Source organism: Glutamicibacter soli (assembly GCF_052322135.1).
Classification (GTDB): domain Bacteria; phylum Actinomycetota; class Actinomycetes; order Actinomycetales; family Micrococcaceae; genus Glutamicibacter; species Glutamicibacter soli.
This window is the reverse complement of the sequence record NZ_CM125969.1, coordinates 34,470-58,233: the sequence shown is the minus strand read 5'-3', so window position 1 is coordinate 58,233 and position 23,764 is coordinate 34,470. Positions and strand designations below refer to the sequence as shown.

22 protein-coding genes and 1 riboswitch are annotated in these 23,764 nt (G+C 67.7%); of the genes, 7 read left to right on the top strand and 15 right to left on the bottom strand.

The window, feature by feature from the left end; genetic code table 11:
* Positions 1 to 68 precede the first annotated feature (68 nt).
* Positions 69 to 163, top strand: a riboswitch (TPP riboswitch).
* The 5 genes from thiM (at position 153) to ACTX90_RS00275 (ending at position 5,859) form a co-directional block, all read left to right on the top strand.
* A complete protein-coding gene (gene thiM, locus ACTX90_RS00295; RefSeq protein WP_053797124.1) occupies positions 153 to 947 on the top strand; it encodes a hydroxyethylthiazole kinase in 795 nt (264 codons plus the stop codon). Its footprint overlaps the riboswitch before it by 11 nt.
* Entirely contained in the window at positions 940 to 1,581 is a 642-nt protein-coding gene (thiE, locus tag ACTX90_RS00290; RefSeq protein ID WP_443442673.1) for a thiamine phosphate synthase, read from the top strand. The genes thiM and thiE overlap by 8 nt, the downstream gene beginning before the upstream one ends.
* On the top strand, positions 1,578 to 3,002 hold the full coding sequence (gene thiD, locus ACTX90_RS00285; RefSeq protein ID WP_047120611.1) for a bifunctional hydroxymethylpyrimidine kinase/phosphomethylpyrimidine kinase: 1,425 nt from the start codon (positions 1,578 to 1,580) through the stop codon (positions 3,000 to 3,002). The genes thiE and thiD overlap by 4 nt, the downstream gene beginning before the upstream one ends.
* A gap of 33 nt (positions 3,003 to 3,035) precedes the next feature.
* The gene (locus ACTX90_RS00280) at positions 3,036 to 4,307 is read left to right on the top strand and encodes a uracil-xanthine permease family protein (RefSeq protein WP_120991606.1); all 1,272 of its coding nucleotides are present in this window, start codon (positions 3,036 to 3,038) and stop codon (positions 4,305 to 4,307) included.
* Between the two features lie 145 nt (positions 4,308 to 4,452).
* Positions 4,453 to 5,859 carry a sugar porter family MFS transporter gene (locus ACTX90_RS00275; protein WP_047120609.1) on the top strand — a complete coding sequence of 469 codons (1,407 nt, stop codon included), beginning with the start codon at positions 4,453 to 4,455 and terminating at the stop codon, positions 5,857 to 5,859.
* Positions 5,860 to 5,930: 71 nt separating this feature from the next.
* Here ACTX90_RS00275 and chcB2 read toward each other — a convergent pair whose 3' ends face one another.
* The 6 genes from chcB2 to ACTX90_RS00245 form a co-directional block, all read right to left on the bottom strand.
* Entirely contained in the window at positions 5,931 to 6,665 is a 735-nt protein-coding gene (gene chcB2, locus ACTX90_RS00270) for a cis-4-hydroxycyclohexanecarboxylate dehydrogenase (protein ID WP_443442672.1), read from the bottom strand.
* Complete coding sequence (gene chcC2 / locus ACTX90_RS00265; protein ID WP_113607259.1) at positions 6,662 to 8,380, bottom strand: 4-oxocyclohex-2-ene-1-carboxylate 5-dehydrogenase; 1,719 nt, start codon at positions 8,378 to 8,380, stop codon at positions 6,662 to 6,664. Before chcC2 ends, chcB2 begins: the two co-directional genes overlap by 4 nt.
* A 9-nt stretch (positions 8,381 to 8,389) precedes the next feature.
* Positions 8,390 to 9,754: an MFS transporter gene (locus ACTX90_RS00260; protein WP_047120606.1), complete on the bottom strand. Its 1,365-nt coding sequence runs from the start codon at positions 9,752 to 9,754 to the stop codon at positions 8,390 to 8,392.
* Positions 9,755 to 9,763: 9 nt separating this feature from the next.
* Positions 9,764 to 10,081: a Dabb family protein gene (locus ACTX90_RS00255; RefSeq protein ID WP_047120605.1), complete on the bottom strand. Its 318-nt coding sequence runs from the start codon at positions 10,079 to 10,081 to the stop codon at positions 9,764 to 9,766.
* Positions 10,078 to 11,748, bottom strand: coding sequence for a 4-oxocyclohexanecarboxylate 2-dehydrogenase (chcC1, locus tag ACTX90_RS00250; RefSeq protein WP_443442670.1), 1,671 nt, complete (start codon positions 11,746 to 11,748; stop codon positions 10,078 to 10,080). The genes ACTX90_RS00255 and chcC1 overlap by 4 nt, the downstream gene beginning before the upstream one ends.
* 121 nt (positions 11,749 to 11,869) lie before the next feature.
* Positions 11,870 to 12,667: an IclR family transcriptional regulator gene (locus tag ACTX90_RS00245; protein WP_047120603.1), complete on the bottom strand. Its 798-nt coding sequence runs from the start codon at positions 12,665 to 12,667 to the stop codon at positions 11,870 to 11,872.
* Between the two features lie 94 nt (positions 12,668 to 12,761).
* On the opposite strand from ACTX90_RS00245, the gene chcB1 reads away from it, so the two are divergent.
* Positions 12,762 to 13,538: a trans-4-hydroxycyclohexanecarboxylate dehydrogenase gene (chcB1, locus tag ACTX90_RS00240; RefSeq protein WP_047120602.1), complete on the top strand. Its 777-nt coding sequence runs from the start codon at positions 12,762 to 12,764 to the stop codon at positions 13,536 to 13,538.
* Positions 13,539 to 13,545: 7 nt separating this feature from the next.
* Here chcB1 and ACTX90_RS00235 read toward each other — a convergent pair whose 3' ends face one another.
* The gene (locus ACTX90_RS00235; RefSeq protein ID WP_052772563.1) at positions 13,546 to 16,734 is read right to left on the bottom strand and encodes an HAD-IA family hydrolase; all 3,189 of its coding nucleotides are present in this window, start codon (positions 16,732 to 16,734) and stop codon (positions 13,546 to 13,548) included.
* 114 nt (positions 16,735 to 16,848) lie between these two features.
* On the opposite strand from ACTX90_RS00235, the gene ACTX90_RS00230 reads away from it, so the two are divergent.
* Positions 16,849 to 17,808: a hypothetical protein gene (locus ACTX90_RS00230; protein ID WP_443442669.1), complete on the top strand. Its 960-nt coding sequence runs from the start codon at positions 16,849 to 16,851 to the stop codon at positions 17,806 to 17,808.
* Here ACTX90_RS00230 and ACTX90_RS00225 read toward each other — a convergent pair.
* The 8 genes from ACTX90_RS00225 to ACTX90_RS00190 form a co-directional block, all read right to left on the bottom strand.
* Positions 17,805 to 18,530 (bottom strand): glycerophosphodiester phosphodiesterase family protein, encoded by a 726-nt coding sequence (locus ACTX90_RS00225; RefSeq protein WP_047120600.1) that lies wholly within the window; start codon positions 18,528 to 18,530, stop codon positions 17,805 to 17,807. The genes ACTX90_RS00230 and ACTX90_RS00225 overlap by 4 nt on opposite strands.
* Positions 18,527 to 19,321 (bottom strand): Cof-type HAD-IIB family hydrolase, encoded by a 795-nt coding sequence (locus tag ACTX90_RS00220; protein WP_053797116.1) that lies wholly within the window; start codon positions 19,319 to 19,321, stop codon positions 18,527 to 18,529. The genes ACTX90_RS00225 and ACTX90_RS00220 overlap by 4 nt, the downstream gene beginning before the upstream one ends.
* Positions 19,322 to 20,221: a carbohydrate kinase family protein gene (locus tag ACTX90_RS00215; RefSeq protein WP_443442668.1), complete on the bottom strand. Its 900-nt coding sequence runs from the start codon at positions 20,219 to 20,221 to the stop codon at positions 19,322 to 19,324.
* Positions 20,222 to 20,230: 9 nt separating this feature from the next.
* Positions 20,231 to 20,896: an alpha/beta hydrolase gene (locus ACTX90_RS00210; RefSeq protein ID WP_113607264.1), complete on the bottom strand. Its 666-nt coding sequence runs from the start codon at positions 20,894 to 20,896 to the stop codon at positions 20,231 to 20,233.
* Between the two features lie 2 nt (positions 20,897 to 20,898).
* Positions 20,899 to 21,687, bottom strand: a complete 789-nt coding sequence (locus tag ACTX90_RS00205; RefSeq protein ID WP_047120597.1) for an enoyl-CoA hydratase/isomerase family protein — start codon at positions 21,685 to 21,687, stop codon at positions 20,899 to 20,901.
* A gap of 53 nt (positions 21,688 to 21,740) precedes the next feature.
* Positions 21,741 to 22,463: a LysR family transcriptional regulator substrate-binding protein gene (locus tag ACTX90_RS00200; RefSeq protein ID WP_443442667.1), complete on the bottom strand. Its 723-nt coding sequence runs from the start codon at positions 22,461 to 22,463 to the stop codon at positions 21,741 to 21,743.
* Positions 22,464 to 22,562: 99 nt separating this feature from the next.
* Positions 22,563 to 22,994 carry a universal stress protein gene (locus ACTX90_RS00195; RefSeq protein ID WP_443442666.1) on the bottom strand — a complete coding sequence of 144 codons (432 nt, stop codon included), beginning with the start codon at positions 22,992 to 22,994 and terminating at the stop codon, positions 22,563 to 22,565.
* Between the two features lie 56 nt (positions 22,995 to 23,050).
* Positions 23,051 to 23,749 (bottom strand): dienelactone hydrolase family protein, encoded by a 699-nt coding sequence (locus ACTX90_RS00190; protein WP_424573416.1) that lies wholly within the window; start codon positions 23,747 to 23,749, stop codon positions 23,051 to 23,053.
* Positions 23,750 to 23,764 lie beyond the last annotated feature (15 nt).

The window sequence follows — 23,764 nt, the reverse complement described above, 5'->3', positions numbered from 1 at the left end:
GCATGGGCCGGCCGACTTCCAACGGCGTTAAGGATTTGTCCTTGCGCAGATATCTGCGTACCCTCGGGATCAGTGACACGGGGTGTCGGAGAAGCCGACTGAGATGAGACCCGTTGAACCTGAACTAGGTCAAGCTAGCGGAGGGATGTCGCATGACTCTGCCTATTGTTGCCCGCAATTACCGGGAACAATCCCCCTTGGTGTTCTGCCTGACAAACACCGTGGTTACCAACTTCACCGCCAATGTACTGCTGGCTTCCGGCGCGGCCCCGGCCATGACTGACCTGCCCGGGGAAGCCGGGCCGTTCGCCGCGGCCGCCTCGGCCGTGCTGGTCAACCTGGGCACGCCCACCACCGAGCAGCTGCGCGCCATGGAAGAAGCCGTCGAGTCGGCGAGCGCCGCAGGCACCCCCTGGGTGCTGGATCCGGTGGCCGTCGGAGCGTTGCCGGTCCGCACGGAATTCGCCCGGCGCATCGTCGCCCGCCGCCCCACGCTGATCCGCGGCAACGCCTCGGAAATCATGGCGCTGGCCGGCTGGGAGTCCTCCGGCCGAGGTGTGGATTCGCTGGACAGCGTGCAGGAAGCCACCGCCGCCGGGCGTGAGCTGGCAGTGAAATACGGTTCGGTGGTCGCGATCTCCGGCGAGGCGGACGCCATCATCGACGCGCAGCGCACCGTGCTGGTGCACACCAACGGCATCGGCCTGACCCGCATCACCGGCGGAGGCTGCGCCCTGGGTGCGGTGTGCGCGGGCATGCTCGCGGTGCATGAGGACCCGTTCGAAGCCGCCGTGGCGGCCCATGGTTACTACGGCCTGGCCGCCGAAAAGGCGCTGGCCGCCAGCTCCGGGCCGGGCAGTTTTGCCGTGGCCTTCCTCGATTCCCTGGCGGCCGTCGAGCCCGCCGCACTTGAGACCCTGAACTGTGAGGAAAAGACCTATGCGTGATCTCGGAGCCTACCTGGTGGCCAACACCGCCAGCTGCAGCCCGCATAGCACCCTTGAGGTGATCGAGGCAGCCGTGGCCGGCGGGATCCAGTGGATCCAGCTGCGCGCCAAGGAGGAAAGCGCCCGCGAGTTCTTCGAGCTGACGCTTGCGGCCGCAAAGCTGACCGAGGGCAAGGCGCAGCTGCTGGTCAACGACCGCATCGACGTATTCCTGGCGGCCCGCGCCGCCGGGGCCGCGGTGGCCGGCATCCACATCGGGCAGAAGGACGTGCCGGTGTCCCTGGCCCGCCAGCTGATCGGCGAGGGCATCATCGGGCTCAGCGCCTCCACGCGGGAGCAGATCGCCCAGGCCAACCTGGATGCCGAGTTCATCGACTACCTGGGTGTTGGCGCGGTGCGCGCCACCCCGACCAAGAAGGACCACCCCACCCCGCTGGGCCTGGACGGCTTCGCGGAACGCACCGGCTGGACCGCGCTGCCCTGCGTGGCCATCGGCGCGGTGACCGCCGATGACGCCGCGGCCATCCGCGCCGGCGGCGGCGCCGGGATGGCCGTGGTGCGCCCGGTCTGCCAGGCAGATGATCCGCGCAGCGCCAGCGCCCAGCTGGTTTCCGCCTGGGAGGCGGCCAGGTGAACATCCTTTCCATCGCGGGCTCCGACCCGTCCGGCGGCGCCGGCATCCAGGCCGATCTGAAGGCCATTGCCGCCAACGGCGGCTACGGCATGGCAGTGATCACGGCGCTGACCGCGCAGAACACCCGCGGGGTCAGCGGAGTGCAGGCCATCGACGGGGATTTCGTCACCGCGCAGCTTGAAACGCTCAGCGCGGATGTGCGCATCGACGCGGTGAAGATCGGCATGCTGGCAAACCAGGAGATCATCGGCGCTGTCGCCGCCTGGCTGGATACCGTCAACGCCCCGGTGGTGCTGGACCCGGTCATGGTGGCCACCAGCGGCGATGCCCTGCTGGAGGACGCCGCCGCGCTGCACCCGCTGCTGGCCCGCGCCACCGTGATCACCCCGAACACCGCCGAGCTCGGCGCGCTGCTCGGCGAAGCCGCCGCGCAGGACTGGGAGCTCGTGCTGGAGCAGGCCCGGCGTCTGGCCTCCGCCCACGACGTGCTGGTGCTGGCCAAGGGCGGGCACCTGGCCGGGGCGCAGTGCCCCGATGCGCTGGTCTCCGCCGCCGGGGTGCTGGCCGAGTTCAGCTCCCCGCGCCTGGCTACCAAAAACACCCATGGCACCGGCTGCACCCTGTCCAGCGCGCTGGCCACCCGCTTCGCCGCCACCGGCGACTGGGCGACCGCGCTGGAACAGGCCAAGGGCTACCTGTTGCGCGCCATCGGCGCCGCTGACGAGCTGCAGGTGGGCTCCGGGCACGGGCCGGTGCACCATTTCGTCGACTTCTTCGGCGCCGCGGATCCGATGGCCGCCTGGTGGGAGGACATCGCACCGCTGCGCGCGGGCATTGACGAGCTGGAGTTCATCGTGCAGCTGGCCGACGGCAGCCTGGAGCGCGAGAAGTTCGAATACTACCTGGCGCAGGACGCCCTGTACCTGCAGCGCTACGCGCAGGTGCTGGCGCAGGCCAGCGCGCTGGCCCCTGAGCTGGATTCCCAGCGCTTCTGGGCCAAGGGCGCCGGGGAAATCCTGGAGGGCGAGCTGCAGCTGCACCGCAGCCACCTGGTGGAAGGACTGGCGAACCCGTCGGCCACCACGCTGAACTACGTGAACCACCTGTCCTCCTGCAATTCCAGCTACCCGGAGCTGATCGCCGCGATCCTGCCGTGCTACTGGCTGTACCAGGACATCGGCAAGCGGCTTGCGGCGGCCAACTACGAAGGCCACCCCTACGGCGACTGGCTTCAGACCTACGCCTCGGAGGAGTTCGACGAATCCACCGCGCAGGCCATCGGGATGGTGCGCGCCGCATGGAAACTGGCGGACCCGGCGCAGCGCGAGCGGATGCGCCAGGCGTTCCTGCGTTCCAGCGAGCACGAGCTGGCCTTTTTCGCGCAGGCCCATGCCGAGAGCGTAGAATTCTCTACGGCCTAAAACGCGTTGGGGCCGCAGAGTCTGGAGGACTGCATGAGTTGGAGCATTCACGGCAACGGCAAGACCATCACCCCCGGTGAGGTTGTTGCCCCGGATGAGCGGCTGCATTGGCCGCAGACGATCTCCATCGGCACGCAGCACATCCTGGCCATGTTCGGCTCCAGCATCCTGGTTCCCACGATCACCGGGTTCCCGGTCACCACGACCCTGCTCTTCACGGGCGTGGCGACCATCCTCTTCCTGCTGATCACCAGGAACAAGGTGCCCAGCTACCTGGGCTCCTCCTTCGCGCTGATCGCCCCGGTGGTCGCGACCACCAAGGCCCACGACATGTCCGCGGCGCTGGGCGGCATCGTGATGACCGGCGCGCTGCTGTTCCTGGTGGGCCTGGTGGTCCAGAAGACCGGCACCGGCTGGATCCACGCGCTGATGCCGCCGGTGGTCATGGGCACCATCGTCGCGCTGATCGGCCTGAACCTGGCCGGCGCCACGCTCAAGCCGATGCAGGACTTCCCGGCCACCACGTTCCTGACGGTGATCGCCACGGTGCTGGCCACCGTTGTGTTCAAGGGCCTGCTGGGGCGCCTGTCCATCCTGGTGGGGCTGGTCGCCGGCTACCTGATCGCGCTGGCCCAGGGCCAGGTGGACTTCGCCAAGGTCGGCGAAGCCGCGTGGTTCGGCCTGCCCGAATTCAACACCCCGAGCTTCCACCTGGACACCGCGCTGATGTTCCTGCCGGCGGTATTCGTGCTGATCGCGGAGAACATCGGCCACGTGCGCACCGTGGGCGTGATGACCGGCCGCGACCTGACCGCGTTCAACGGCCGCGCGCTGATGGCCGACGGCGCCGCCAGCATGGTGGCGGGCTTCGGCGGCGGCTCGGCCACCACCACCTACGCGGAGAACATCGGCGTGATGGCTGCCTCCCGCGTGTACTCCACCGCCGCCTACTGGGTGGCAGCGATCGCCGCGATGGCGCTGGCGTTCATGCCGAAGGTGGGCGCGCTGATCGGCACCATCCCCGAGGGCGTGATCGGCGGGCTGGGCATCGTGCTCTACGGCATGATTGGCATCGTGGGCGCGCGCCTGTGGATCGAGTCGAAGGTTGACTTCGGCAACCCGATCAACCTGATGACCGCCGGCACCGGCCTGATCATCGCGATCGCGGTGACCAGCGAAATCGCCTTCGGCCAGTTCAAGCTGGGCGGCATCGCCCTGGGCACCATTGCCACCCTGGTGGTCTTCCACCTGATGAGCGCCGCGGCGAAGCTGCGCGGCAACGACCTGTCCCAGACCGGAGCCTAGGTCCGCTCTTCTCCACCGCTGCGGCGGCCGGAATCCCCCATCGGGTTCCGGCCGCCGTTCCCGCTTAAGCCGCTGAGCTGAGCTTATAGTAAGGGTACTTTCCAAAAAGTGACGCGGGCCCGTAATTCCGCTACGATGAGCAACTATGACTGCGACCACATCTGATGGAAAGATCTCTGCACGCCTGATCTTCGTCGCCCTCGGGGCGGCGCTGGGCGGTTTCGTGTTCGGCTACGACTCGTCGATCGTCAACGGCACGGTCGACGCCGTGGAACATGAATTCTCGCTGAACGCGGTAGCCGTCGGCTTCACCGTGTCCTGCGCGCTGCTCGGCGCGGCACTGGGCGCCTGGGTGGCCGGCGTAGTCTCCGAACGCGTAGGCCGCGTGCGCACCATGCTCATCGCCTCGATCCTGCTGCTCGTTTCCGCGATCGGCTGCGGGCTCTGCTTCAGCGCCGTGGACCTGGTCATCTGGCGCATCGTCGGCGGCATCGGCGTGGGCTTCGCCTCGGTGATCGCCCCGGCCTACATCGCCGAGATCTCCCCGGCGGCGCACCGCGGCCGGCTGGGCTCCATGCAGCAGATGGCCATCGTGCTGGGCATCTTCGTGGCCTTCCTGGTCAGCGCGCTGCTGGTGTTCGTGATGGGCTCGGCGGACGCGGTGGGGCTGTTCGGCCTGGCCGCCTGGCGCTGGATGTACCTGTCGCTGGCCGTTCCCGCTGTGCTCTACGGCCTGATGGCGCTGCGCCTGCCCGAATCCCCGCGCTATCTGGTGGAGCGCGGGCGCTATGTCGAGGCCGCCTCGGTGCTCACCGGCGATATGGGCCTGGAACCCGGCAAGCCGACCGAGGACAAAATCGAGGAAATCCGCGCCACCGTGCATGTGGAGCGACGCCAGCAGTTCAAGGACCTGCTGGGCCGCTTCGGCTTCCACCCGCTGGTCTGGGTGGGCATCCTGCTCTCGGTCTTCCAGCAGTTCGTTGGCATCAACGTCATCTTCTACTACTCGACCACGCTATGGAAGTCGGTGGGCTTCGCCGAATCCGATTCCTTCACCATTTCCCTGATCACCTCGGTGATCAACGTGCTGGCAACGATCGTGGCGGTGCTGCTGATCGACGTGCTGGGCCGCAAGCTGCTGCTGATGATCGGCTCCGGCATCATGACGCTCTCCTTGGGCGCGATGAGCCTGGCCTTCGCGCAGGCGGTCACCGTGGACGGCGCGGTCTCGCTGCCCGGCTCCTGGGGCATGGTCGCGCTGGTCGCGGCGAACCTGTTCGTGATCGGCTTCGGCGCCACCTGGGGCCCGGCGGTATGGGTGCTGCTGGGCGAGATCTTCCCGAACTCCATCCGCGCCATGGCCCTGGGCGTGGCGGCCTCCGCGCAGTGGATCGCCAACTTCGTCGTATCCACGACCTTCCCGGCGCTGGCCGAGGCGGGTCTGGCCCTGGCCTACGGCATCTACGCGTTCTTCGCGCTGCTGTCCCTGGTGTTCGTAGCCTTCCTGATCCGCGAGACCAAGGGGCGCACACTGGAGGACATGACGCTGTAGCGGCCGGCATCACGGCGCAGGCAAGGAGGCGGGAACCCAGCACAGTTCCCGCCTCCTTGGGTCGTTAAAACCTACTGCGCCGTGTAGCCGCCATCCACGGCCCAGACCGCGCCGGTGACCAAGCTCGCCTTAGGCGAAGCGAGAAACCCGATGACGTTCGCGACTTCCTGAGGGGTGCCGAGCCTGCCCAGCGGCTGCCGGCTGGTCATCCGGGAACGCACTTCCGGCGGCAGCCTCCGCAGAAGTTCGGTGTCCACGTAGCCCGGGGCTACGGCATTGACCCGGACCCCTTGCGCGGCGTAGGTCAATGCCGTGGAGCGCACCAAATTCACCACCCCGGCCTTCGCCGCCGAGTAAGCGGCGGAATTCGCCTGGCCGACCAGCCCGAGGATCGATGAGATGGCCACGATGGAGCCGGATCCCTGCGGAACCATATGGCGCAGCGCATGCTTCATGCTCAGCGCGGTACCACCGAGGTTGATGTCCAGCACCCGGTTCCAGGAGGAACTGTCCAGCTCATGCAGCGGCCCCTTGGTTTCGGCGATGCCGGCGTTGGCGACCAGTACATGCAACGGGCCGATGTCCCGTGCCGAGGCGAAGAGCCCGGCCACTGAATCTTCGTCGGAGACATCGCAGCAGACCGCCAGCGCGTGGTGTCCTTCGGCCCGGATCCCGGCAGCGACATCCTCAGCCCGGGCATCGACATCCCCGATGACCACCCGATACCCGCGCGAGGCGAGCAGCCGCGCGGTGGCGGCCCCGATGCCGGTTGCCGCACCGGTGACCACTGCGGCATCGGGGCTCACCGCTGGCGCACCTCGCGGGTTTCACCGACCAGCTCGAGGATGTCACGCCCCAGCCGGTAGCCGAACACCAGCGCGGGGCCGATGTGCGAGCCGTAGCCCGGGTAGCCTCCCCCGAACACCGACACCGCGGCGGCGCCCACCGAGTACAGGCCGTCAATGCGGCTTCCGTCCTCGCGGATGACCCGCGACCGGTCGTCCACGTCAATGCCGGCAAAGGTGCCGATGTCCCCCATCTGCACCTTCGCGGCATAGAACGGGCCCTTGGCCAGCGGGGCGAGGTTCGGGTTGGGCTTGTGCTCCATGTCCCCGCGGAAGTGGTTGTAGGCGGTGGAGCCGCGGCCGAATTCGGTATCCTTCCCGGCGAGCGCATCGCGGTTGAAGCGCTCGATGGTCTGCTCCAGGCCCTGGGGGTCCACACCGATCTTCGCCGCGAGGTCCGCGATGCTGCGTCCCTTGTGCAGGTAGCCGATCCGATGGAAGAAGCCGCGCGGCACCGGCCACGGCTTGGCGTAGCCGATGCCGTACTTGTCCATAAGCCGCTTGTCGCCGATGATCCAGGCGTAGACGTCCTGCTCGTTGGCGTGGTGGTCCAGCATCTGCCGGCCGAAGTCGTGGTAGCTCAGTGCCTCGTTGCCGAAGCGCTTGCCGTCGCGGTCAACGGTGATCATGCCCGGCAGGCCGATCTGCCGCAGGTGCGGGAAAAGCCGCTGCGCGCCGCCGCGAAGGTACTTGAAGACCGTGACCGGAGCCCAGGAGGCCACCGAGGAGACGTTGTCGTTGATCCGGCCGCCGGCGGCCATGGCCATGCGGGCCGAGGAGCCGTCATGCCCCTGGGTAGGGGTGAAGTGCTGGCCGCCGAGGGTGTCATGGGCGAAGTACTTCTGGCGCAGCTCGTCGTCGGCCGAGAACCCTCCGCCGGCCAGGACCACACCCAGCTTGGCGTTGACCAGACCGGCGTGCTTGCCGCCGAGCACCGCGCCGGTCACGGAACCGTCCGCAGCGGTGCGCAGCTGCTGCACCGGGGTGCCGGTCCAGACCCGCACCCCGGCATCCAGCGCGGAGCGGACCATGCGCACCATCAGCGCCGAGCCGTTGGTGCGCTTGATCGGCTGGCCGTGCAATGCGATGTCCTTCCAGGTCTTCAGCAGCTTGGCGGCCACGTAGGTGAAGGACTTAGGGGACTGGTTGGCGTGCAGGAACTGGGTCAGGTCCGGCCCGACCTGCGGCATGTAGCCGAAGACCGTGTAGGAGCTGAGGTAGGGCTGGATTTCCTTGCGCCGGTCGCCCAGCATGCGCACATCGGCGTCGGAGGGCAGGATCGCCCGGCCCCCCAGCTTCGCCCCGGGCAGGTCCATCTGGTAGTCCGGCGCCTTCTCCGGGTAGGAGAAGACCACGTCGGTGTCGTTCTCGAAGAAGTCGATGGCCTCCGGCACGGTATCCAGAAATCCTGCGACACCCTTGGCGTTGTAGCTGTCCGGGGCCAGCGCCCTGAGGTATTCCTCCGCTTCGGCGCGGGTGTCGCCGGTGGCGGCGGCTCCCTTGCGGTTGCCCGGAACCCAGGACCAGCCGGCAGAGAGGGCGGTGGTGCCGCCGAAGTGCGGGGACTTCTCCGCGACGATCACGTTCAGCCCGTCGTGGGCGGCGCGGATGGCGGCGGCCAGGCCGGCCACTCCGGATCCGACAATCAGCAAGTCGCAGTTGTAGGTGGTAGTCATGTGCTGGTCCTATCGTTTGGAGGCGACGGCCCGCAGGTAGGGCTCGCCGAGCTCGGCAATGTTCGTGTGGGCGGTTTCGCGGGCGGAAAAGGCTGCAATGGCGGCCAGCAGGGCACAGACGCTGCCGAAGACCGCGACCGGAACCCAGCCGAATTCGCCTTCGGTGAGCAGCAGTCCGCCGATCATCGGGCCGAAGCCCGCCACCAGCAGGCCCAGCTGGTTGCCCATGGCCATGCCGGTGTAGCGCACCGGGGTGGCGAACAGCTCGGCGAAGAACGACGGCCAGATCCCGTTGAATCCGGAGTAGAACACCGTCATGAACAAGAAGCTCGCGGCGAAGACCAGCCAGATGTTCCCGGTGCCCAGCGCCAGGAAGTACAGGTAGAGGCTCACGGTGCTGCCAATCATTGCGGTCAGCATCAGCGGGCGGCGCCCGATCCGGTCCGAGAGCCGGCCGCACAGCGGCATCGCCACCATGGACAGTCCGATGGCCACCGCGTTGACGGCCAGGATGGAAGTGCGCTCGATCCCGCCGTGCTGCACCGCGTAGGACAGGCCGAAAACGGTGAAGATGGTTTGCATGACCGAGAAGATCGACATCAGCAGCACACGCAGCACGTCGGAACGCTGATAGCGCAGCACCTCGCGTGAGGGGAGCTTGCGCGGCTGGTCCTCGGCGACCTGCTCCTCGAAGGCAGGGGTTTCATCCAGCCGGGTCCGGACCCAGAAGGCCAGCGCCAGCACGAGCACCGAAAGCAGGAACGGGATGCGCCAGCCCCAGCTCATCAGCTGCTCCTGGGGCAGCGCAGTAACCGGGATGAACACCAGCGTAGAGAGCACCATGCCGGAGGCGTACCCGGTCATCACGAACGAGGTGAAGAAACCGCGGCGGCCCTCCGGAGAATGCTCAAGGGTCAAGGAGGAGGCGCCGGCCGATTCGGCACCGGCGGAGAAGCCCTGGGCCAGGCGGGCGATCACCAGCAGCACGGTGGCCCACACCCCGATCTGCTCATAGGTCGGCAGCAGGCCGATGCCCAGCGAAGCCAGGCCCATCAGCATCAGCGTGAAGAGCAGGACGTTCTTGCGTCCCAGCTTGTCGCCGAAGTGTCCCATGACCAGTCCGCCCAGCGGACGGGCGACATAGGCGACGCCGAAGGTGGCGAAGGCCGCGATGGTGGCGATGGCCGGATTGCCCGCCGGAAAAAACAGCTGCGGGAAAACCAGGGCGGCGGCGGTGCCGTAGATGAAGAAGTCGTAGTACTCCAGGGTCGATCCCAGGAAAGAGGCCAGCGCGGCCTTGACCGGGGTGCGCCGTGGCACGGATCCGCCGTGCTCGGTGGGCGACTGCGGCGCCACGTCGGGTGAGGTGCTCATGGTGCGTCCTTAGCTGTGCGAGGGGAGAAGCGAGGAATCCAGCTCGAAATCGACGTAAGCCAGGTCCAGCACATTCGGCAGGGACAGCGGCTTGATCGCTTCGTGCAGCGGGTGGGTGTTGTAGACGGCGATGTCGCCGGCACTGCGGAAGTCCGCGACGATCACGTGGTCCCAGGAGCGGTCGGTCTTCATGACATCCGGCCCGTGGACCAGATCCAGCATGCCGGGGATGTTGCCCTTCATGGCTTCCAGGCCGGCGATCCAGCGTTCGCGGATCTGCGGGGTGAATCCCTCGGAGAAGCGGAACATCACGATGTGGCGGATCATAGGGCCACCGCGCTCAGGTTCTGCGCCGAGTACTCGGACGGCTGGCCGGCGATGGCCCGTCCAGCCAGGTAGGCGAGGGTCATCAGCGGCCCGAGGGTCGCTCCGGCGCCAGGGTATCCGGCGGAGTAGGCGCTTTCGGCGGTATTGCCGGCGGCGTACAGTCCTTCAATCGGGATCCCGTCAACATCCAGCACCTGGCCGCGGCCGTCGGTGCCGATGCCGCCGCAGGTGCCGAAGGCGCCGTTGAGTACCTCCATCGCGTAGTACGGTCCGTACTGCAACGGGCCGAGCGAGGGGTTGGGCCACTGGTTCCCGGCATCGCCCCAGTAGCGGTCGTAGGCCGAGGAACCGCGGCCGAAGTCCGGGTCCTCGCCGCGCACCGCGTGCTGGTTGAAACGCTCGACGGTGGCCGCCAGGTTCCCGGCGGGGACGCCGATCTTGACTGCCAGCTCTTCCAGGGTGTCGGCCTGGACCAGGTAGTCAGGGGTCGGCTTGCCAGCGCGGTAGTCCAAGATGCCGTAGCGCTGCAGGTACGACTCGTCGAAGACGACGTGGGCAGGGGTGTTCAGCGTCTGGTTGTTCGGCGAGTCCCAGGACTGCAGCACGCGGGCCAGGTCGTTGTAGTTCTGCGCCTCGTTGGCGAAGCGCTGTCCGTGGCGGTTGACCATGATGGATCCCGGGCCCTGGCGCTCGAAGCGCAGCAGGGATCCCACCGGCTCGCCGTCGCGCAGCGTTCCGGTGACCGACATCGGGGCCCACCAGGCTTCGCGGGTGCCGCGGGTCATGGCGCCGATGCGCTGGGCCATCTTCAGCCCGTCGCCGGTGTTCGTGGGCGGGGAGCACATGGTGTACAGGCGGGAGGCCAGCAGCGAGTCGGCCAACGGCTTGTCCCATTCGAAGCCGCCGGTTCCCAGCATCACGCCGTGGGCGGCCTCGATGCGGGTGCCGTCCTGCAGGCGCACGCCGGATACGCGGCCTTCGCTGGTTTCAAGTCCGGCCACGGAGGCCTCGACGGCCAGGGTGACCCCGTTGTCCAGGCAGGCCTTGAGCAACATGGAAACCAGCGCGTGGCCCTTGGCGGCGACGCCGGCATCCTGCCGGGCGGTCAGTTCCTCCCAAGGGAACTTGGTGAAGGCGCCCCAGTCCTCGTATTCCTGCATGGTGTAGGGGTGGCGGCCGTCGGTGCGCACATGCGCGGCCAGCTCGCCGAGCGCTTCGCGGAAGTTGAACAGCTCCGGTTCGACGGTGCGTCCGCCGGACACCGCGCCGGGCAGGTCCTGGCGGTAGTCGGGGAAGTTGTCCAGGAAGATGAATTTCACGCCGAGTTCTGTTTCGGCGAATCGCAACATCGCATCTCCGTAGTCCAGCGCCGCATCCAGCAATTCGGCGCGCCCGCGGCCGCGGGCTACGGCCTGCACGTACTCGCGTCCGGCCTGCTTGGAATCCTCGATCCCCGCTTCGCGGGCATGGTGGTTGTCGACCACCCAGAGCATGCCCCCGGAAACCGCCGAGGTGCCGCCGAGCAGCTCGCTCTTTTCCAGGACGATGACCGAGCGGCCGGCCTTCGCGGCGGTGGCTGCGGTGGTCAGCGCGCCGGCTCCGGAGCCTACGACGACGACGTCGTAGCCGGGCAGCGGCTGCCGGGATTGCGGGTTCAGGATGCGCATGGAAATGATCCCCTTCGATCAGGTGCATTGCTGGGATGCAGAAGATCATGACATGGGTCACACCAAGGGCTGGGCGGGGTGTTTCATTCAACGGAGCACCGCGCTCCGTTGAATGAAACACCTAGAACGCAGCAGGCGTACTGCGGCGCTGGATCTCGCGCCCGGAGGGCTCATAGCCCAGCCGGCGGGTGATGGCGCTGGAGGCGATTTTCAGGTGCGGAACAATCAGGTTCAGCGACTCCTCGCCGCGCGGCACGATGGCCGACAAGGTGGCCACCGCATGGTTCTTCTCCGTGAAGATCGGCACCGAGATGCCGCTGGATTCAGGGACGATGATGCCGCGCATGCTCACGTAGCCACGGCCGCGGATCTCGGCCAGGATGGCACGCAGCTTCTCCGGCTCGGTGACGGTGTCTTCGGTCAGCTTTTCCAGCCGCCGGGACAGGAACATCTCCTGGACCACCTCCTGCGCATAGGCCATGAACACCAGTCCGGCCGAGCAGCCGTGCACCGGCAACCGCCCCGCGATCTTGGTGATGTTCACGGTGGCGTCGTCCGCCGCCAGGCGCTCGATGTAGAGCACGTCGTTGCCCTCCAGGACGCCCAACGAGACGTGGCTGAACCCGTGGTTGATCAGGTCTTCCATGGGCGGCAGGGCAGCTTCGCGCAAAGAGGACGCCCGGGATCCGCGGGAGGCCAGCTCCCACAGCCGGTGCCCGTGGCGCAGCCGGCCCGCGGTATCGCGCACCAGCAGCCCTTCCAGCTCCAGCTCGCTGACCAGCCGGTAGACCGTGGATACCGGCAGGTCGACCGAGCGGGCGAGCTCCCGGAGGCCCAGGGCGGGGGAATCCTCGCCGAAGGCGGACAGGATCCGCACCACGCGGTGGATTACCGATTCTCCAGATGGCGAGTTCGCCATGACGCACCTGCCTCTCTGCCTGCGATCCTCAAGAATATACCGTTGAACGGAACATCGGGTTCTGCTGGCCGCACCGGCTCATAGCCTGAGTCGCATGAATGCACAGATTTCCGCCGGCCGCGCAGCCGGCAAAGTAGTCCTCATTTCGGGAGCCGCCCAAGGCATGGGTGCATCGCACGCCCGGGTGCTGGCAAGCCATGGCGCGAGCGTCGTGATCGGCGACCTGCAGGAGCAGGCCGGGCGCGAGCTTGCCGCGTCGATCAACAAGGAGACCGGGCGCCAGGCGGCGGTCTTCGCGCCGTTGAACGTCACCAGCTTGGAGGACTGGGAACTGGCGGTGCGCACCGCGGTGGAAACTTTCGGACGCCTCGACGTGCTGGTGAACAACGCGGGCATCTACACCCCCGGCTCAGTGGAAAGCGCCAGCCTCGACGACTGGCACCGCACCCTTGACATCGACCTGAACGGCACCTTCTACGGCATGCGCTCGGCGGTACCCGAACTGCGCAAGCAGGACACCTCGTCCATCATCAACATCTCGTCGATCGCCGGCCTGACCGGATTCAAGAACCGGGCGGCGTACTCGGCCTCCAAATGGGCGGTACAGGGGCTGACCAAGACCTCGGCGCTGGACTTCGGCCCGGACGGCATCCGCGTGAACTCGATCCACCCGGGCAGCGTGCAGACGCCGCTGACCGCCGGGCTCCAACGCGGTTTCGGCCAGGTGCCGGCCGGGCGTGCGGCGCAGGTCGAGGAGATCAGCTCCCTGGTGCTGTACCTGGCCAGCGACGAGTCCCGGTTCGTCTCCGGTTCCTCGATCGCCATCGATGGCGGCGAGACCGCGGGCAACAACCTGCGCCAGGATTCCTGAGTCCCGGCTACCAGGGTTTGATCGGCACCTCGGCTCCGGCCTCGGCCTGCAGCGAGAGTACGTGGTCCAAGGTTGGACGCCCCTCGCGCAACGGTCCCTGGTCGTCTAGCGGCACCGTGACGGTTTCGTCCACCGGCAGATCCAGCTGCTCGCCGCGCACCCAGACCGGACGCGAATGCGGCCCGCGCAGCGTGAAGTCGATGGACCGCTGGCGCAGCGTGATGTAGATGCGAGTGCCGTGCCAAGCCAGGCTGAAGCTCATGGAATTCCACTCCTGCGGCAGCCGGGGATCGAAGCAGAGCCTGTCGTCGTCGTCCCGCAGTCCGGCGAAGCCGTACACCAGTGCGGCCCAAACCCCGCCGGTGGAGGCGACATGGACCCCGTCGGCCGTATTGCCGTGCAGGTTCTCCAAGTCCACGTTCAGCGCATGCTCGAAGTATTCCCACGCCAAATCGCGGTATCCCACCTCGGCGGCGAGGATCGACTGCACCGTGGCAGAGAGGGTCGAGTCGCCCGTGGTGAGCGGGTCGTAGTAGTTGAAATCGGCGAGCTTCTGCTCCGCGGTGAAATCGCTGGAGCGCAGCCACAGGGCGAGCACTGTATCGGCCTGCTTGATGACCTGGAAGCGGTAGATCACCAAGGGATGGTAGTGCAGCAGCAGCGGACGCTTGTCGGCGCCGGTGTTCTCCAGATCCCATACCTCGCGGTTCAAGAAATGCTCGTCCTGCGGGTGGATCCCCACCCTTTCCGAATACGGAATATGTATGCATGAAGCTGCATGTTCCCAAGTGGAGAGCTCCTCTGGGTGCAGATTCAGACGCTTGGACAAATCTTTGAAAGCCTTGGGATGGCGCTGCGCGAACTCTCCGAGCAACTGGGCGCTGCGACGCAGGTTGAAGCGCGCCATGACATTGGTATAGAGGTTGTCGTTGACCACGGCGGTATATTCATCCGGGCCGGTCACCCCATGGATGTGGAAGCGTTCGTTCTCCCCGCTGCCACGCCAGAAGCCCAACGAAGACCACATGCGTGCGGTGCCCACCAGGATCTCCGCGCCACCGCCGATCAGGAATTCGTCGTCCTCCATCGCCGTCAGGTACCGGTTCATCGAATACACCACGTCCGCATTGATGTGGTATTGCGCGGTGCCGGCCGGGTAGTAGGCGCTGGCTTCCTCGCCGTTGATGGTGCGCCACGGGAAAAGCAACCCGTCCTCGTTCATGATCCGCGCACGGCGTTTGGCCGCCGGGATCATCGCCACACGCGCGCGCAGCGTGTTCCGGGCCCATTGCTGGTTGGTGTACGTCAGGAACGGCAGGACGTAGATCTCGGTGTCCCAGAAGTAGTGCCCCGAGTAGCCGTTGCCGCTGACCCCCTTGGCGCTGATTCCCATGCCGTCCGCGCGGGCCGAAGCCTGGGCCAGCTGGAACAGGTTCCAGCGGATTTTGCGCTGCAGGGACTTGTCCTTGCTGTCCACCACGACATCGCTGCGCTCCCAGTAGGCTGCCATGAAATCGCGCTGGGCCCGGAAGTGCGCATCAATGCCGCGCGGCACCAGGTGGTTCAGCGCGCGGTTGGCGCGCTGCAGCATCTCTTCGGCGGGGTGGCGCCGCGAGCAGTGGAAGACCGCGAACTTCGCCACGCGCACCCCCTGGCCGGCATCCAGCCGGGCGGTGGCCACCTCTTCGGCGCGTTCCTCGTTCACCGTGCGGGTGAGGTCCACCAGTGGTGCCCCGCCCCCGGTGGTGGTGACCTGGTGCTCGACCATGGCGGCTACCGACATGCCGGATCCGGCCACGTCATAGGAAATGCCCATGCGGGCCCCGTCGCGGCGGTGCCCTGCCGAGCTCAGCGGGTTCACGCTGGCCTCGTCCGCGCGGCGCGGGTCGAAGGCCGGCCCCGAGGCGTCCAGCTCGCCTGGCGAGGCCACCGCACGCTGGGAGCGGTAGCCGATCAAGGAAGACTGCACGATCACGTTGGCCGGGGCGTCCAGCAAGCGCACATGCAGGTCCTGCAGGGCCAGGTGCCGGTCGGAGAAGGAGATCATGGTGCGCGCGGTGACCGCGACGCGGTGCCCCTCGGCGGTGCGCCAGAGGCTGGTGGCCACCAGCGTGCCGTCCCGGAAGTCCAGCCGCAGGTCGTCGCGCAGCATTTCGGTGCGCCCGATTTCCAGCGCCTCGTCGTTGATGAATACGCGCAGGGTGCGGAAGTCCGGGGCGCTGATCATGGTCTGTCCGGTCTCGGCCAGACCGAAGGCGCCCTCCGCGTGGCGGATCTGCCAGGTCTCGTGCAGCCCGTTGATGAAGGTCCCGCCGACCTGCTCGCCCAGCCCGATCTGCGCGGAGCGGCAGCCCAGGAAGCCGTTGCCCAGCGAGAAGACGGTGTCCTGGGCCCCGTTCTCGTCGCGCCCGGCGTCGCGGGTGATGGACCACGGGTCGTATTCCCAGGCGTCGGCCGCCTGCTCGGAGACCAGCTCGGACAAGTCGCCGACCACGAAGTGCGCGCCGGAGGCCATCAGGTCGGCCTCGTTGTCCTCGCGGGCCACGCCGACCACCATGAAGCCGCCGCGCCGGGCCGCACTGACCCCGCTGGAGGCGTCCTCGATGACCACGCATTCCTCCGGGCGCCAGCCCAAGTCGCGGGCGGTGGCCAGGAAGGTGTCGGGCTCGGGTTTCCCGGCCAGCTGGCGGGAGGCGGCCTCGGTGCCTCCCATGACCGTGGGGATCAGTTCGCCCAGGCCGGATCCTGCCAGCACTGCCTTGGCGTTGCGCGAGGAGGAAACCACCGCGACGTCCAGGCCCGCGGCCAGCACCTGCCGCAGGTAGGCCAGCGACCCGGCATAGGGTTCGATGCCGTCGCGCTCCAGCACGGCGGTGAACACGCTGTTCTTCATGTTGCCCAGGGCGCAGACACTGCCGTAGCCCGGCGCGTCGTCCGGGGTTCCCCAGGGCAGCTCGATGCCGCGCGAACCGAGCAGCGCCGCGACCCCGTCGTAGCGGGGGCGCCCGTCCAGCAGGCGGAAGTAGTCGGACTCGGTATAGGGGTCCAGCTCGGGGTGCTCGGCCGCGAGGTAGCCGGAGAAGAGCTCGTGCCAGGCCGAGCGGTGCAGCAGCGCGGTCGGCGTCAGGACGCCGTCCAGGTCGAACAGGACGGCCTTGTAGTCACGGTGCCGGTAGCTGGGGCGAAAATCGTTCACGATCGAAATCCTTCGACAGAGGGGGCGAATTGCTGGCCGTGATTCCTACGGTAGCAACTCATTGCGCACTTGACCCGGCATACTACGATTAAGAACGTGGCTCAGTGGATAGATGTGTGGAATAGCGAAGACTGGCGTGAAGCTGCCGCCGAATGGATCGACCAGGCGTGCAGCGCCTACAACATTTCGCGGGTTGGCGGCCCGGACTTCTGGCCTGCCAGCCTGCACCAGATCTCGGCGCTGGTGCAGACCGACGCGGCCGACCTGATCTTCAGCGCCAACGCGCCGGGGCTGGCCGCCGAGGCGGCGGCGACCGTGAAGGCCGGTGAACTGCTGCCGGACCGCGTGGTCATGCCGCTGGCGATCGACCGCATGGCCGGGTACATGCTCAGCCCCGACTTCGGGCACACCCTGATCGAGCTGGGCAATTCGGTGGAGAACTGGGAGCTGGCGTTGGCCTCGCTCGGCTCCTTCCAGGTGGCGCTCATGGGCCACGAGGAGGATTTCTTCAACGCCGGGGTGACCGTGGTGGATCCGCAGTTCCTGCCCGAGCAGTTCGAGCAGGCGCTGATGCTGCACGTCTCGCTGGACCCCGCCCACCCGCTGTACCTGGATCCCGCCCGCGCCGATGCGCTGGTCGCCAACGTCGACGCGCTCTCCCGCGCGGCCCAGGCCCTGCATGCCGGTCCGGTGCCGTTGAGCCTGGAGCACGGCGGCTTCGATTTGGCGCAGGTCGTGGTCCCGGCCGAGCCGGGCGAGCACGGACGCATCCTGAACCTGGGCGCGGCCCATTGGGCGCACCCGTTCTCCTCGCTGGCAGCCGCGCTGGCGGCAATGAGCGAGGCGTGGAACTGCAGCCTGGAGGACGAGCGGGTCATGCGCGCGCTGGCGGCCTACCTGAACGAGTTCTCCGCCTACGGCAGCGCGGACGACCTCTACGACCTGGTGGCCCCGGCCTGCCTGGTAGCTCCGCTGTCGCAGCATGAAACCTGGCTGCGCCTGCTGCTGGACGCCGGGGACGAGCAGCTCAAGGAGAATGCCGCGCTGGTGCTGGATACGCTCGCGCTGGCCTAGGCCTGCGCGCCGAGCACCTTCACCAGCAGCGCCGCGTCGTCGCTCATGATGGCGTCGACGCCGCGGGCGGCCAGCAGCCGCATGGTCGGCTCGTCGTTGACGACCCACACGTGCACCTGCGCCCCGGCGCGCTGCACCGCGCGCACGAAGCGGGATGTGGCCACCGGGATGGCGCCCTGTTTCAGCGGGACCTGCACGGCCCAGAAATCCCTGACCAGCCGGCGCGGAACACGCCCGAACAGGTGCGCGCACAGCCAGATCAGCACCATCTGGCGCCGCCCCGGCGAGCGCCTCACCGGCTTGGAGAGCAACGCGGCGACCGCGGCGCTGCGCCGGGTGTCGAAGGACGCCAGCGCAATGGAGCCGTGCGCCCGGCGCCGCTCGATGAGCTGTGCCAGCGGGCCGATGACGTGATCGTCCTTGACGTCCAGGTTCAGCAGGGCGTGCGGGAAGGCGTCCAGCAGCGTCTCGAGGGTGCACAGCGGCTGGCCCCCGGCGCGCACCTGAGCCAGCTGCGCATCCGAGTGGTCGTTGAAGCGCCCGGCGGCGTCGGTGACCCGGTCCAGGGTCTGATCGTGGAACAGGTAGACGGTGCCGTCCGCGGAGGCATGCACGTCGGATTCCAGGTGGTCGATTCCCAGCTCCACCGCCCGCTGGAAGGCAATCAGGGTGTTCTCCTCCAGCCCGGTGCGCACCCCGCGGTGGGTGAAGGCGCGGGTCATGGCAGCAGGCCCTCGATGACCTGGGCGACGCCGTCCTCTTCCAGCGGCGGGGCCACGTGGCGGGCCGAGGCCAGGGTGAGCGGGTGCCCGGAGGCCATGGCGTAGCCGTGGCCGGCGAACTGCAGCATCTCGATGTCGTTGGGCATGTCCCCGAAGGCCATCACCTCGTGGGCCCCGATGCCCAGCCGGCGGCAGTATTCGTCCAGCGTGGTGGCCTTGTGGATGTCCACGTGCGCCATCTCCAGCAGCGAGACGTCGAAGGCGGAGTGGGTCACCGAGAGCAGGCTGCCCAGCTGCGGGGCGACCGCGGCGTAGAAGTCGTCCATCGCCATGCGCGGGGAGCGGGCCAGGAACTTCACGATGCCCTCGGCCTCGATCTCGTCGCTGGACAGGTCCAGCGGAGCCTGCACGCCGAAGTTGTGGTGGCGGTCGGCGAAGCCCTCGCCCAGGTGCAGCCCCTTGGTGGTTTCCGCCGCGAACGCCGCGTGGGGCTCGTGGTCGAGGATGATGCGCGCGGCCTGCCTGGCGGTTTCCACCGGCAGCGTGCGCGACCAGATGACCTGGTCGTGCTCCAGGTCGTAGAGCAGCGCCCCGTTGGAGCAGATGACGGTTCCCATCTCCCCGAAGGACTCGATCACCGGGGTCAGCCAGCGGAACGGGCGCCCGGTGACGAACACGATCTGGATGCCAGCGTCCCTGGCGGCGAGGAACGCCTGCCGGGTGCGGCCGCTGATCGTTCCGTCGTGGTTGACGATGGTTCCGTCCAGGTCCGAGGCAATCAGCTTGATCATCTACAGCTCCTCGCGGCGCGGCGGGTTGGCGCCTGCGCGCTGCACCGTCACCGAAGCGGCGCGCGAGGCGAAGTCCAGCGCCTGGGCCAGCTGGCCGACCTGCAGGTCCGCCAGCTTGGCGCGGTTTGCCGCGCCGAGCGTGCCGTGCTCGGCCAGCCAGCACAGCAGCGCCGCGGTGAACGTGTCGCCGGCGCCCACGGTGTCCGCGACCTCCACGGCCGAGGATTCATGGGCGGTGTCGCCGGCGCGCACCACGCCCCAGGAGCCGCGCGAGCCGGAGGTCGCCACGATCAGCGCCGGTCCCAGCGCCAGCCAGGCGCGGGCCGAATCCTGCACCGAGCGTATCGGGTAGAGCCATTTCAGGTCGATGCCGGAGACGCGGACCACGTCGGCCCGGCCGACGAACTGCTCCACCTGGGCGACGGTCTGCGCGTGGCTGGAGACCAGCGAGGGGCGCAGGTTCGGGTCGTAGCTGATGGTCGCATGGGCGCGGGCCGCGGCGAGCAGCGGCAGCAGCTCCTCGGGGCTGAACAGCGTGGCGATGGAGCCGGTGTGCACCAGCTCGGTGTCCTGCGGCAGCTCGGGGCCGATTTTCGGCATCTGCCAGTAGGCGTTGAAGGTGAAGCTGGCCCCGCCGGCCGGGTCCAGGATGCCGTGAGCCAGCACTGTCGGTTCGCTGTCCTTGCCGCCGATGTAGCGCACGTCGTTGCCGGCCAGGTAGGACTCGATCTTGCGGCCGTTCTCGTCGTCCCCCCAGCGGGAGATCAGGGTGCCCGGGTAGCCCAGCCGGGCCAGCGAAACCGCCACGTTCAGCGGAGATCCGCCCACGAATTCCTGGGCCGGGGCGATGCCTGAGGCCAGGACATCGACGAGCGCTTCGCCGATGACGGTCGGGTTCATGTTGCTCCTTTAATAGTGCGCGGGGGACAACGCCCGCACGCAGGCGTCCCACTGGCTGCTGCTCGGGTCGATCCAGGTGTAGTGGTCGCCCTCGAAGATTGTGAAGGCGTGTTCCTGCCCCAGGGCCGCGGCCCGCTGGGCGGCGCGCCGCGCGATCTTCACCGGCACGTCCGCGTCATCCCGTCCATGAAAGATTATGACACGGGCGCGCACCGGCCATAATTCCACCGGGTCGTAGGCGGCGCGCGGCAGCGGGCCGAGCAGCTCGTCCACTGCCCCGTCGCTGAGCGCCAGGGCTTGGGCCAGGCCCAGGTCCAGCAGCCCGGCCTGGCTGATCACCTGAGTGATGCGTTCGTCATGGGCGGCGAGCACGCAGCCCAGCTGGCTGCCGGCCGAATGCCCGATGACCGTGATGGGGCCTTCCTCCTTGATCAGCCCCACGGCCAGCTTGGCGTCGGCCAGCATCTGCGCGGCGCTGCCCGGGCCGCGGCGGTATTCCAGGTTGTAGGCCGGGATGCCGCGCGCGGCCAGGTCCGCGGCCAGCGGCGCACCCAGGCTGGCGGTGTATTTTTCGCGCCAGTACCCGCCGTGGATGATCATCACGGCCCCGCGGGCGGTGACTGCCTCCGGTTCGTAGTACTGGAGCCACTGGTCGGGGTGGGCGCCGTAGTGCATGCCTATTTGCCCGGGAAGTTCGCCGCGCGCTTTTCCACGAAGGCGGCCCGGCCTTCCACCGAGTCCTCGGTGTGGAAGGCGCTCATGAAGGCGTCGGCTTCCTTGGCCAAGGCGTCGTGGGTGTCCAGCCCGTCCATCTGCACCATGGCGCGCTTGGCGATGGTGACGGCGGTCGGCGACACGGCGGCGATCTCCGCGATGGTCGCGATGGCCGCGGGGAGCAGCTCGTCCGGCGCGGTCACGCGGTTGGCCAGGCCGATGCGCAGCGCCTCGTCGGCCTTGATGCGCCGTCCGGTGAAGATCAGTTCGCGGGCCATGGCGCGTCCCACGCGCTGCGGCAGGCGCACCGAGCCGCCGAAGCCCGGGACCAGGCCCAGGTTGACCTCCGGCTGGCCGAAGCTGGCGCGCTCGGAAGCGTAGATGAAGTCGCAGGCCAGCGCGAGTTCGCAGCCGCCGCCCAGGGCGAAGCCGTTGACCGCGGCGATGACCGGGACCTGCAGGGATTCGAAGCGTTCGGTGACCACGTGCATCTGGCGGGCATAGGCCAGGAAGGTCGCTTCGTCCATGGAGTTCATCTGCACGATGTTCGCCCCGGCGACGAAGGATTTCTCCCCCGCGCCGGTGATGACCAGGCCGCGGTACTCGTAGCCGGTGGTTTCAAACCAGTCGAGGAACGCCTCGAGGTCGTTGACCACCTCGCGGGCCAGCGCGTTCAGGCTCTTGGGCTGGTCGATGGTGAGGATCAGGGCATGGTCCTGGACGGACAGGGTGAGGGTATCGAATTGCTTCATACCCAAACTCTCTCATGAGTTGCGGATCACGTCCTAGGAGATTGCGCGGGTGTCTAGCGGCGTTTGCGCGGCTTGGAGCCTGAGGCCCGTGCTTTGCTCTTGGCCTGCTGTTTTGCCTTCTTGGCCGCTTCCTGCGCCTTGGCCTTGGCCTTGGCCTTCGCCTGGTCGTTGACCTTCTTCGCCTGCTGCTGGTCCTGGCGCACCGAGGCCTGGCGCGAGGAGTTGGCGCTGCGCCCGCGCACGATGCCGATGAATTCATCCACCAGGGCGGTGTCTTCCATGGCGGCGGGCCAGGCGATGCCGATCTGGGTCGGGTTGCCGTCCTCAATGAGGCGGTAGATGACGTCCTTGCGGTGGAAGAGCCGGGCGATGCTCTGCGGCACGCGGACCACCTGAGCTCCGGAGGCGACGACCTCCATCGCAACGGGAATGCCGCCGACTTCCTCGGGGTAGTCGGCCAGGTCCAGCTGCGCGAAGCTCCGAACGACCGAGGCCGGGATGGATTCCTCGTAGTACTCCACGTCGTGGTCCTTGGCCGCGCAGACCACTTCCAGTTCCTCGTACAGCGGGATGACGTGGCGGGTTGCGTCCTTGGGCGAGTCACCGCGGTAGCGCACGAACACCGCGTCGGCCGTGCCGTCGGCCAGCAGCTGGAGGATGTCGCCCTCGTCGTGGCGCGCGGCCACCAGCTGGACATCCGGGTAGCGTTCGGCGAAGCGGTCCATCCATTTGCCCGGGGTGACGCCTGCGACGTAGGAAACTCGAAGTTTTTGCACGGTTAAAGCCTACTTGTCTTTGATCTTCGTCGTTTGGGTTAACCGCCGCTGGCGGGCGCCGGGGAAATCCGGCGCCCGCCAGCGGGTGAAGTCTGCTGCTTACTTGTCGGTCTTGACGACCAGCACGTCGCATGGAGCCGAGTGGGCTACCGAAGAGGCGACGGAGCCGAGCACGCGGCCCAGGCCCTTCATGCCCACGTTGCCGACGACGATCAGCGATGCGTTGCGGCCCTCGGCCTCGGAGATCAGGACGTCGCCCGGCTTGCCGTGGCCTGCTGCCGCGGTGATGTTCACGTCCGGAACTGCGCTCTTGACGTCGTTGGCGACGCGCTGGGCCAGCTTGCGGGCCTGCTCGGCGTCGTCCAGGATCCAGGTGTCGGAACCGATGGAGACGACTTCGGTGTTGTCCGATGCGTGCGCGGTGACGACAACCAGTTCGGCGTCCAGCTTGACTGCGAGGCTGGCGGCGCGGCGTGCGGCGCGCTGGGCGGTTTCGGAACCGTCGACGCCGACAATGATGGTCTCAGACATATTTTCTCCTCTATGTAATGATGCTGCTTGCTGTGATGGATACCACTTTATGGGTTTTAAGCGACTTTTTCCTGCAGGAATTCCACGGCGCGCTTCCAGGCGGTGTCGGCCAGCGCAGGATCGTAGTTCCCGGCCGGATTCTCGTCGTTGTGGAAGGCGTGCTTTCCGTCGTAGTAGAAGTAGGTGACTTCGGTACCGGATTCGCGGCGGATCTGCTGTTCCTGCTCGCGCGCCTGGTCGACCGGGTAGAAGTCGTCGAAGTTCGCGTAGTGGCCTTGGACCGCGGCGCTCACGCCGCTGAAGTCGTTGGGCACGCCCTGGCCGACGCCGTAGAATGGCACGGCCGCCGCGATCTTCTCGCCCTGCTGCGCCGCCAGCTGCAGGACGAACCCGCCGCCCATGCAGAAGCCGATGGCCCCGAGCTTCTCGCTGGTGACATTGTCGCTCGCCAGCAGGTAGTCAACTGCACCGGCCAGCAGTTCGGCGCCCTTTTCCTCGGGAAGCTCGGACATCATGCGCTTTGCCTCTTCGCCGTCATGGGTGATGCTGCCGCCGAAGAGGTCCGGGGCCAGCGCCACGAAGCCCTGGGCGGCCAGGCGGTCTGCGACGTCGCGGATGTGGTCGGTCAATCCCCACCACTCCTGGATCACGATGACCCCGGGCCCCTTGCCTGATTCAGGCAGCGCGAGGTATCCGTGCGCTTCGGTCCCGGAGGATTCAAATGCCACGTTCTGGTGCGGGGTTTGTACTGCCATCTCACAACCTTCGTT

Bases quoted from the DNA above. Each gene is read 5' to 3' on its own strand.
- ACTX90_RS00255 (WP_047120605.1), bottom strand. From the start codon at position 10,081: ATGATCCGCCACATCGTGATGTTCCGCTTCTCCGAGGGATTCACCCCG.
- thiM (WP_053797124.1), top strand. From the start codon at position 153: ATGACTCTGCCTATTGTTGCCCGCAATTACCGGGAACAATCCCCCTTG.
- ACTX90_RS00245 (WP_047120603.1), bottom strand. From the start codon at position 12,667: ATGGCGAACTCGCCATCTGGAGAATCGGTAATCCACCGCGTGGTGCGG.
- ACTX90_RS00260 (WP_047120606.1), bottom strand. From the start codon at position 9,754: ATGAGCACCTCACCCGACGTGGCGCCGCAGTCGCCCACCGAGCACGGC.
- chcC1 (WP_443442670.1), bottom strand. From the start codon at position 11,748: ATGCGCATCCTGAACCCGCAATCCCGGCAGCCGCTGCCCGGCTACGAC.
- ACTX90_RS00215 (WP_443442668.1), bottom strand. From the start codon at position 20,221: ATGAACCCGACCGTCATCGGCGAAGCGCTCGTCGATGTCCTGGCCTCA.
- ACTX90_RS00195 (WP_443442666.1), bottom strand. From the start codon at position 22,994: ATGTCTGAGACCATCATTGTCGGCGTCGACGGTTCCGAAACCGCCCAG.
- ACTX90_RS00205 (WP_047120597.1), bottom strand. From the start codon at position 21,687: ATGAAGCAATTCGATACCCTCACCCTGTCCGTCCAGGACCATGCCCTG.
- ACTX90_RS00225 (WP_047120600.1), bottom strand. From the start codon at position 18,530: ATGACCCGCGCCTTCACCCACCGCGGGGTGCGCACCGGGCTGGAGGAG.
- chcB1 (WP_047120602.1), top strand. From the start codon at position 12,762: ATGAATGCACAGATTTCCGCCGGCCGCGCAGCCGGCAAAGTAGTCCTC.
- thiE (WP_443442673.1), top strand. From the start codon at position 940: ATGCGTGATCTCGGAGCCTACCTGGTGGCCAACACCGCCAGCTGCAGC.
- ACTX90_RS00190 (WP_424573416.1), bottom strand. From the start codon at position 23,749: ATGGCAGTACAAACCCCGCACCAGAACGTGGCATTTGAATCCTCCGGG.
- chcC2 (WP_113607259.1), bottom strand. From the start codon at position 8,380: ATGACTACCACCTACAACTGCGACTTGCTGATTGTCGGATCCGGAGTG.
- ACTX90_RS00210 (WP_113607264.1), bottom strand. From the start codon at position 20,896: ATGCACTACGGCGCCCACCCCGACCAGTGGCTCCAGTACTACGAACCG.
- ACTX90_RS00220 (WP_053797116.1), bottom strand. From the start codon at position 19,321: ATGATCAAGCTGATTGCCTCGGACCTGGACGGAACCATCGTCAACCAC.
- ACTX90_RS00275 (WP_047120609.1), top strand. From the start codon at position 4,453: ATGACTGCGACCACATCTGATGGAAAGATCTCTGCACGCCTGATCTTC.
- ACTX90_RS00280 (WP_120991606.1), top strand. From the start codon at position 3,036: ATGAGTTGGAGCATTCACGGCAACGGCAAGACCATCACCCCCGGTGAG.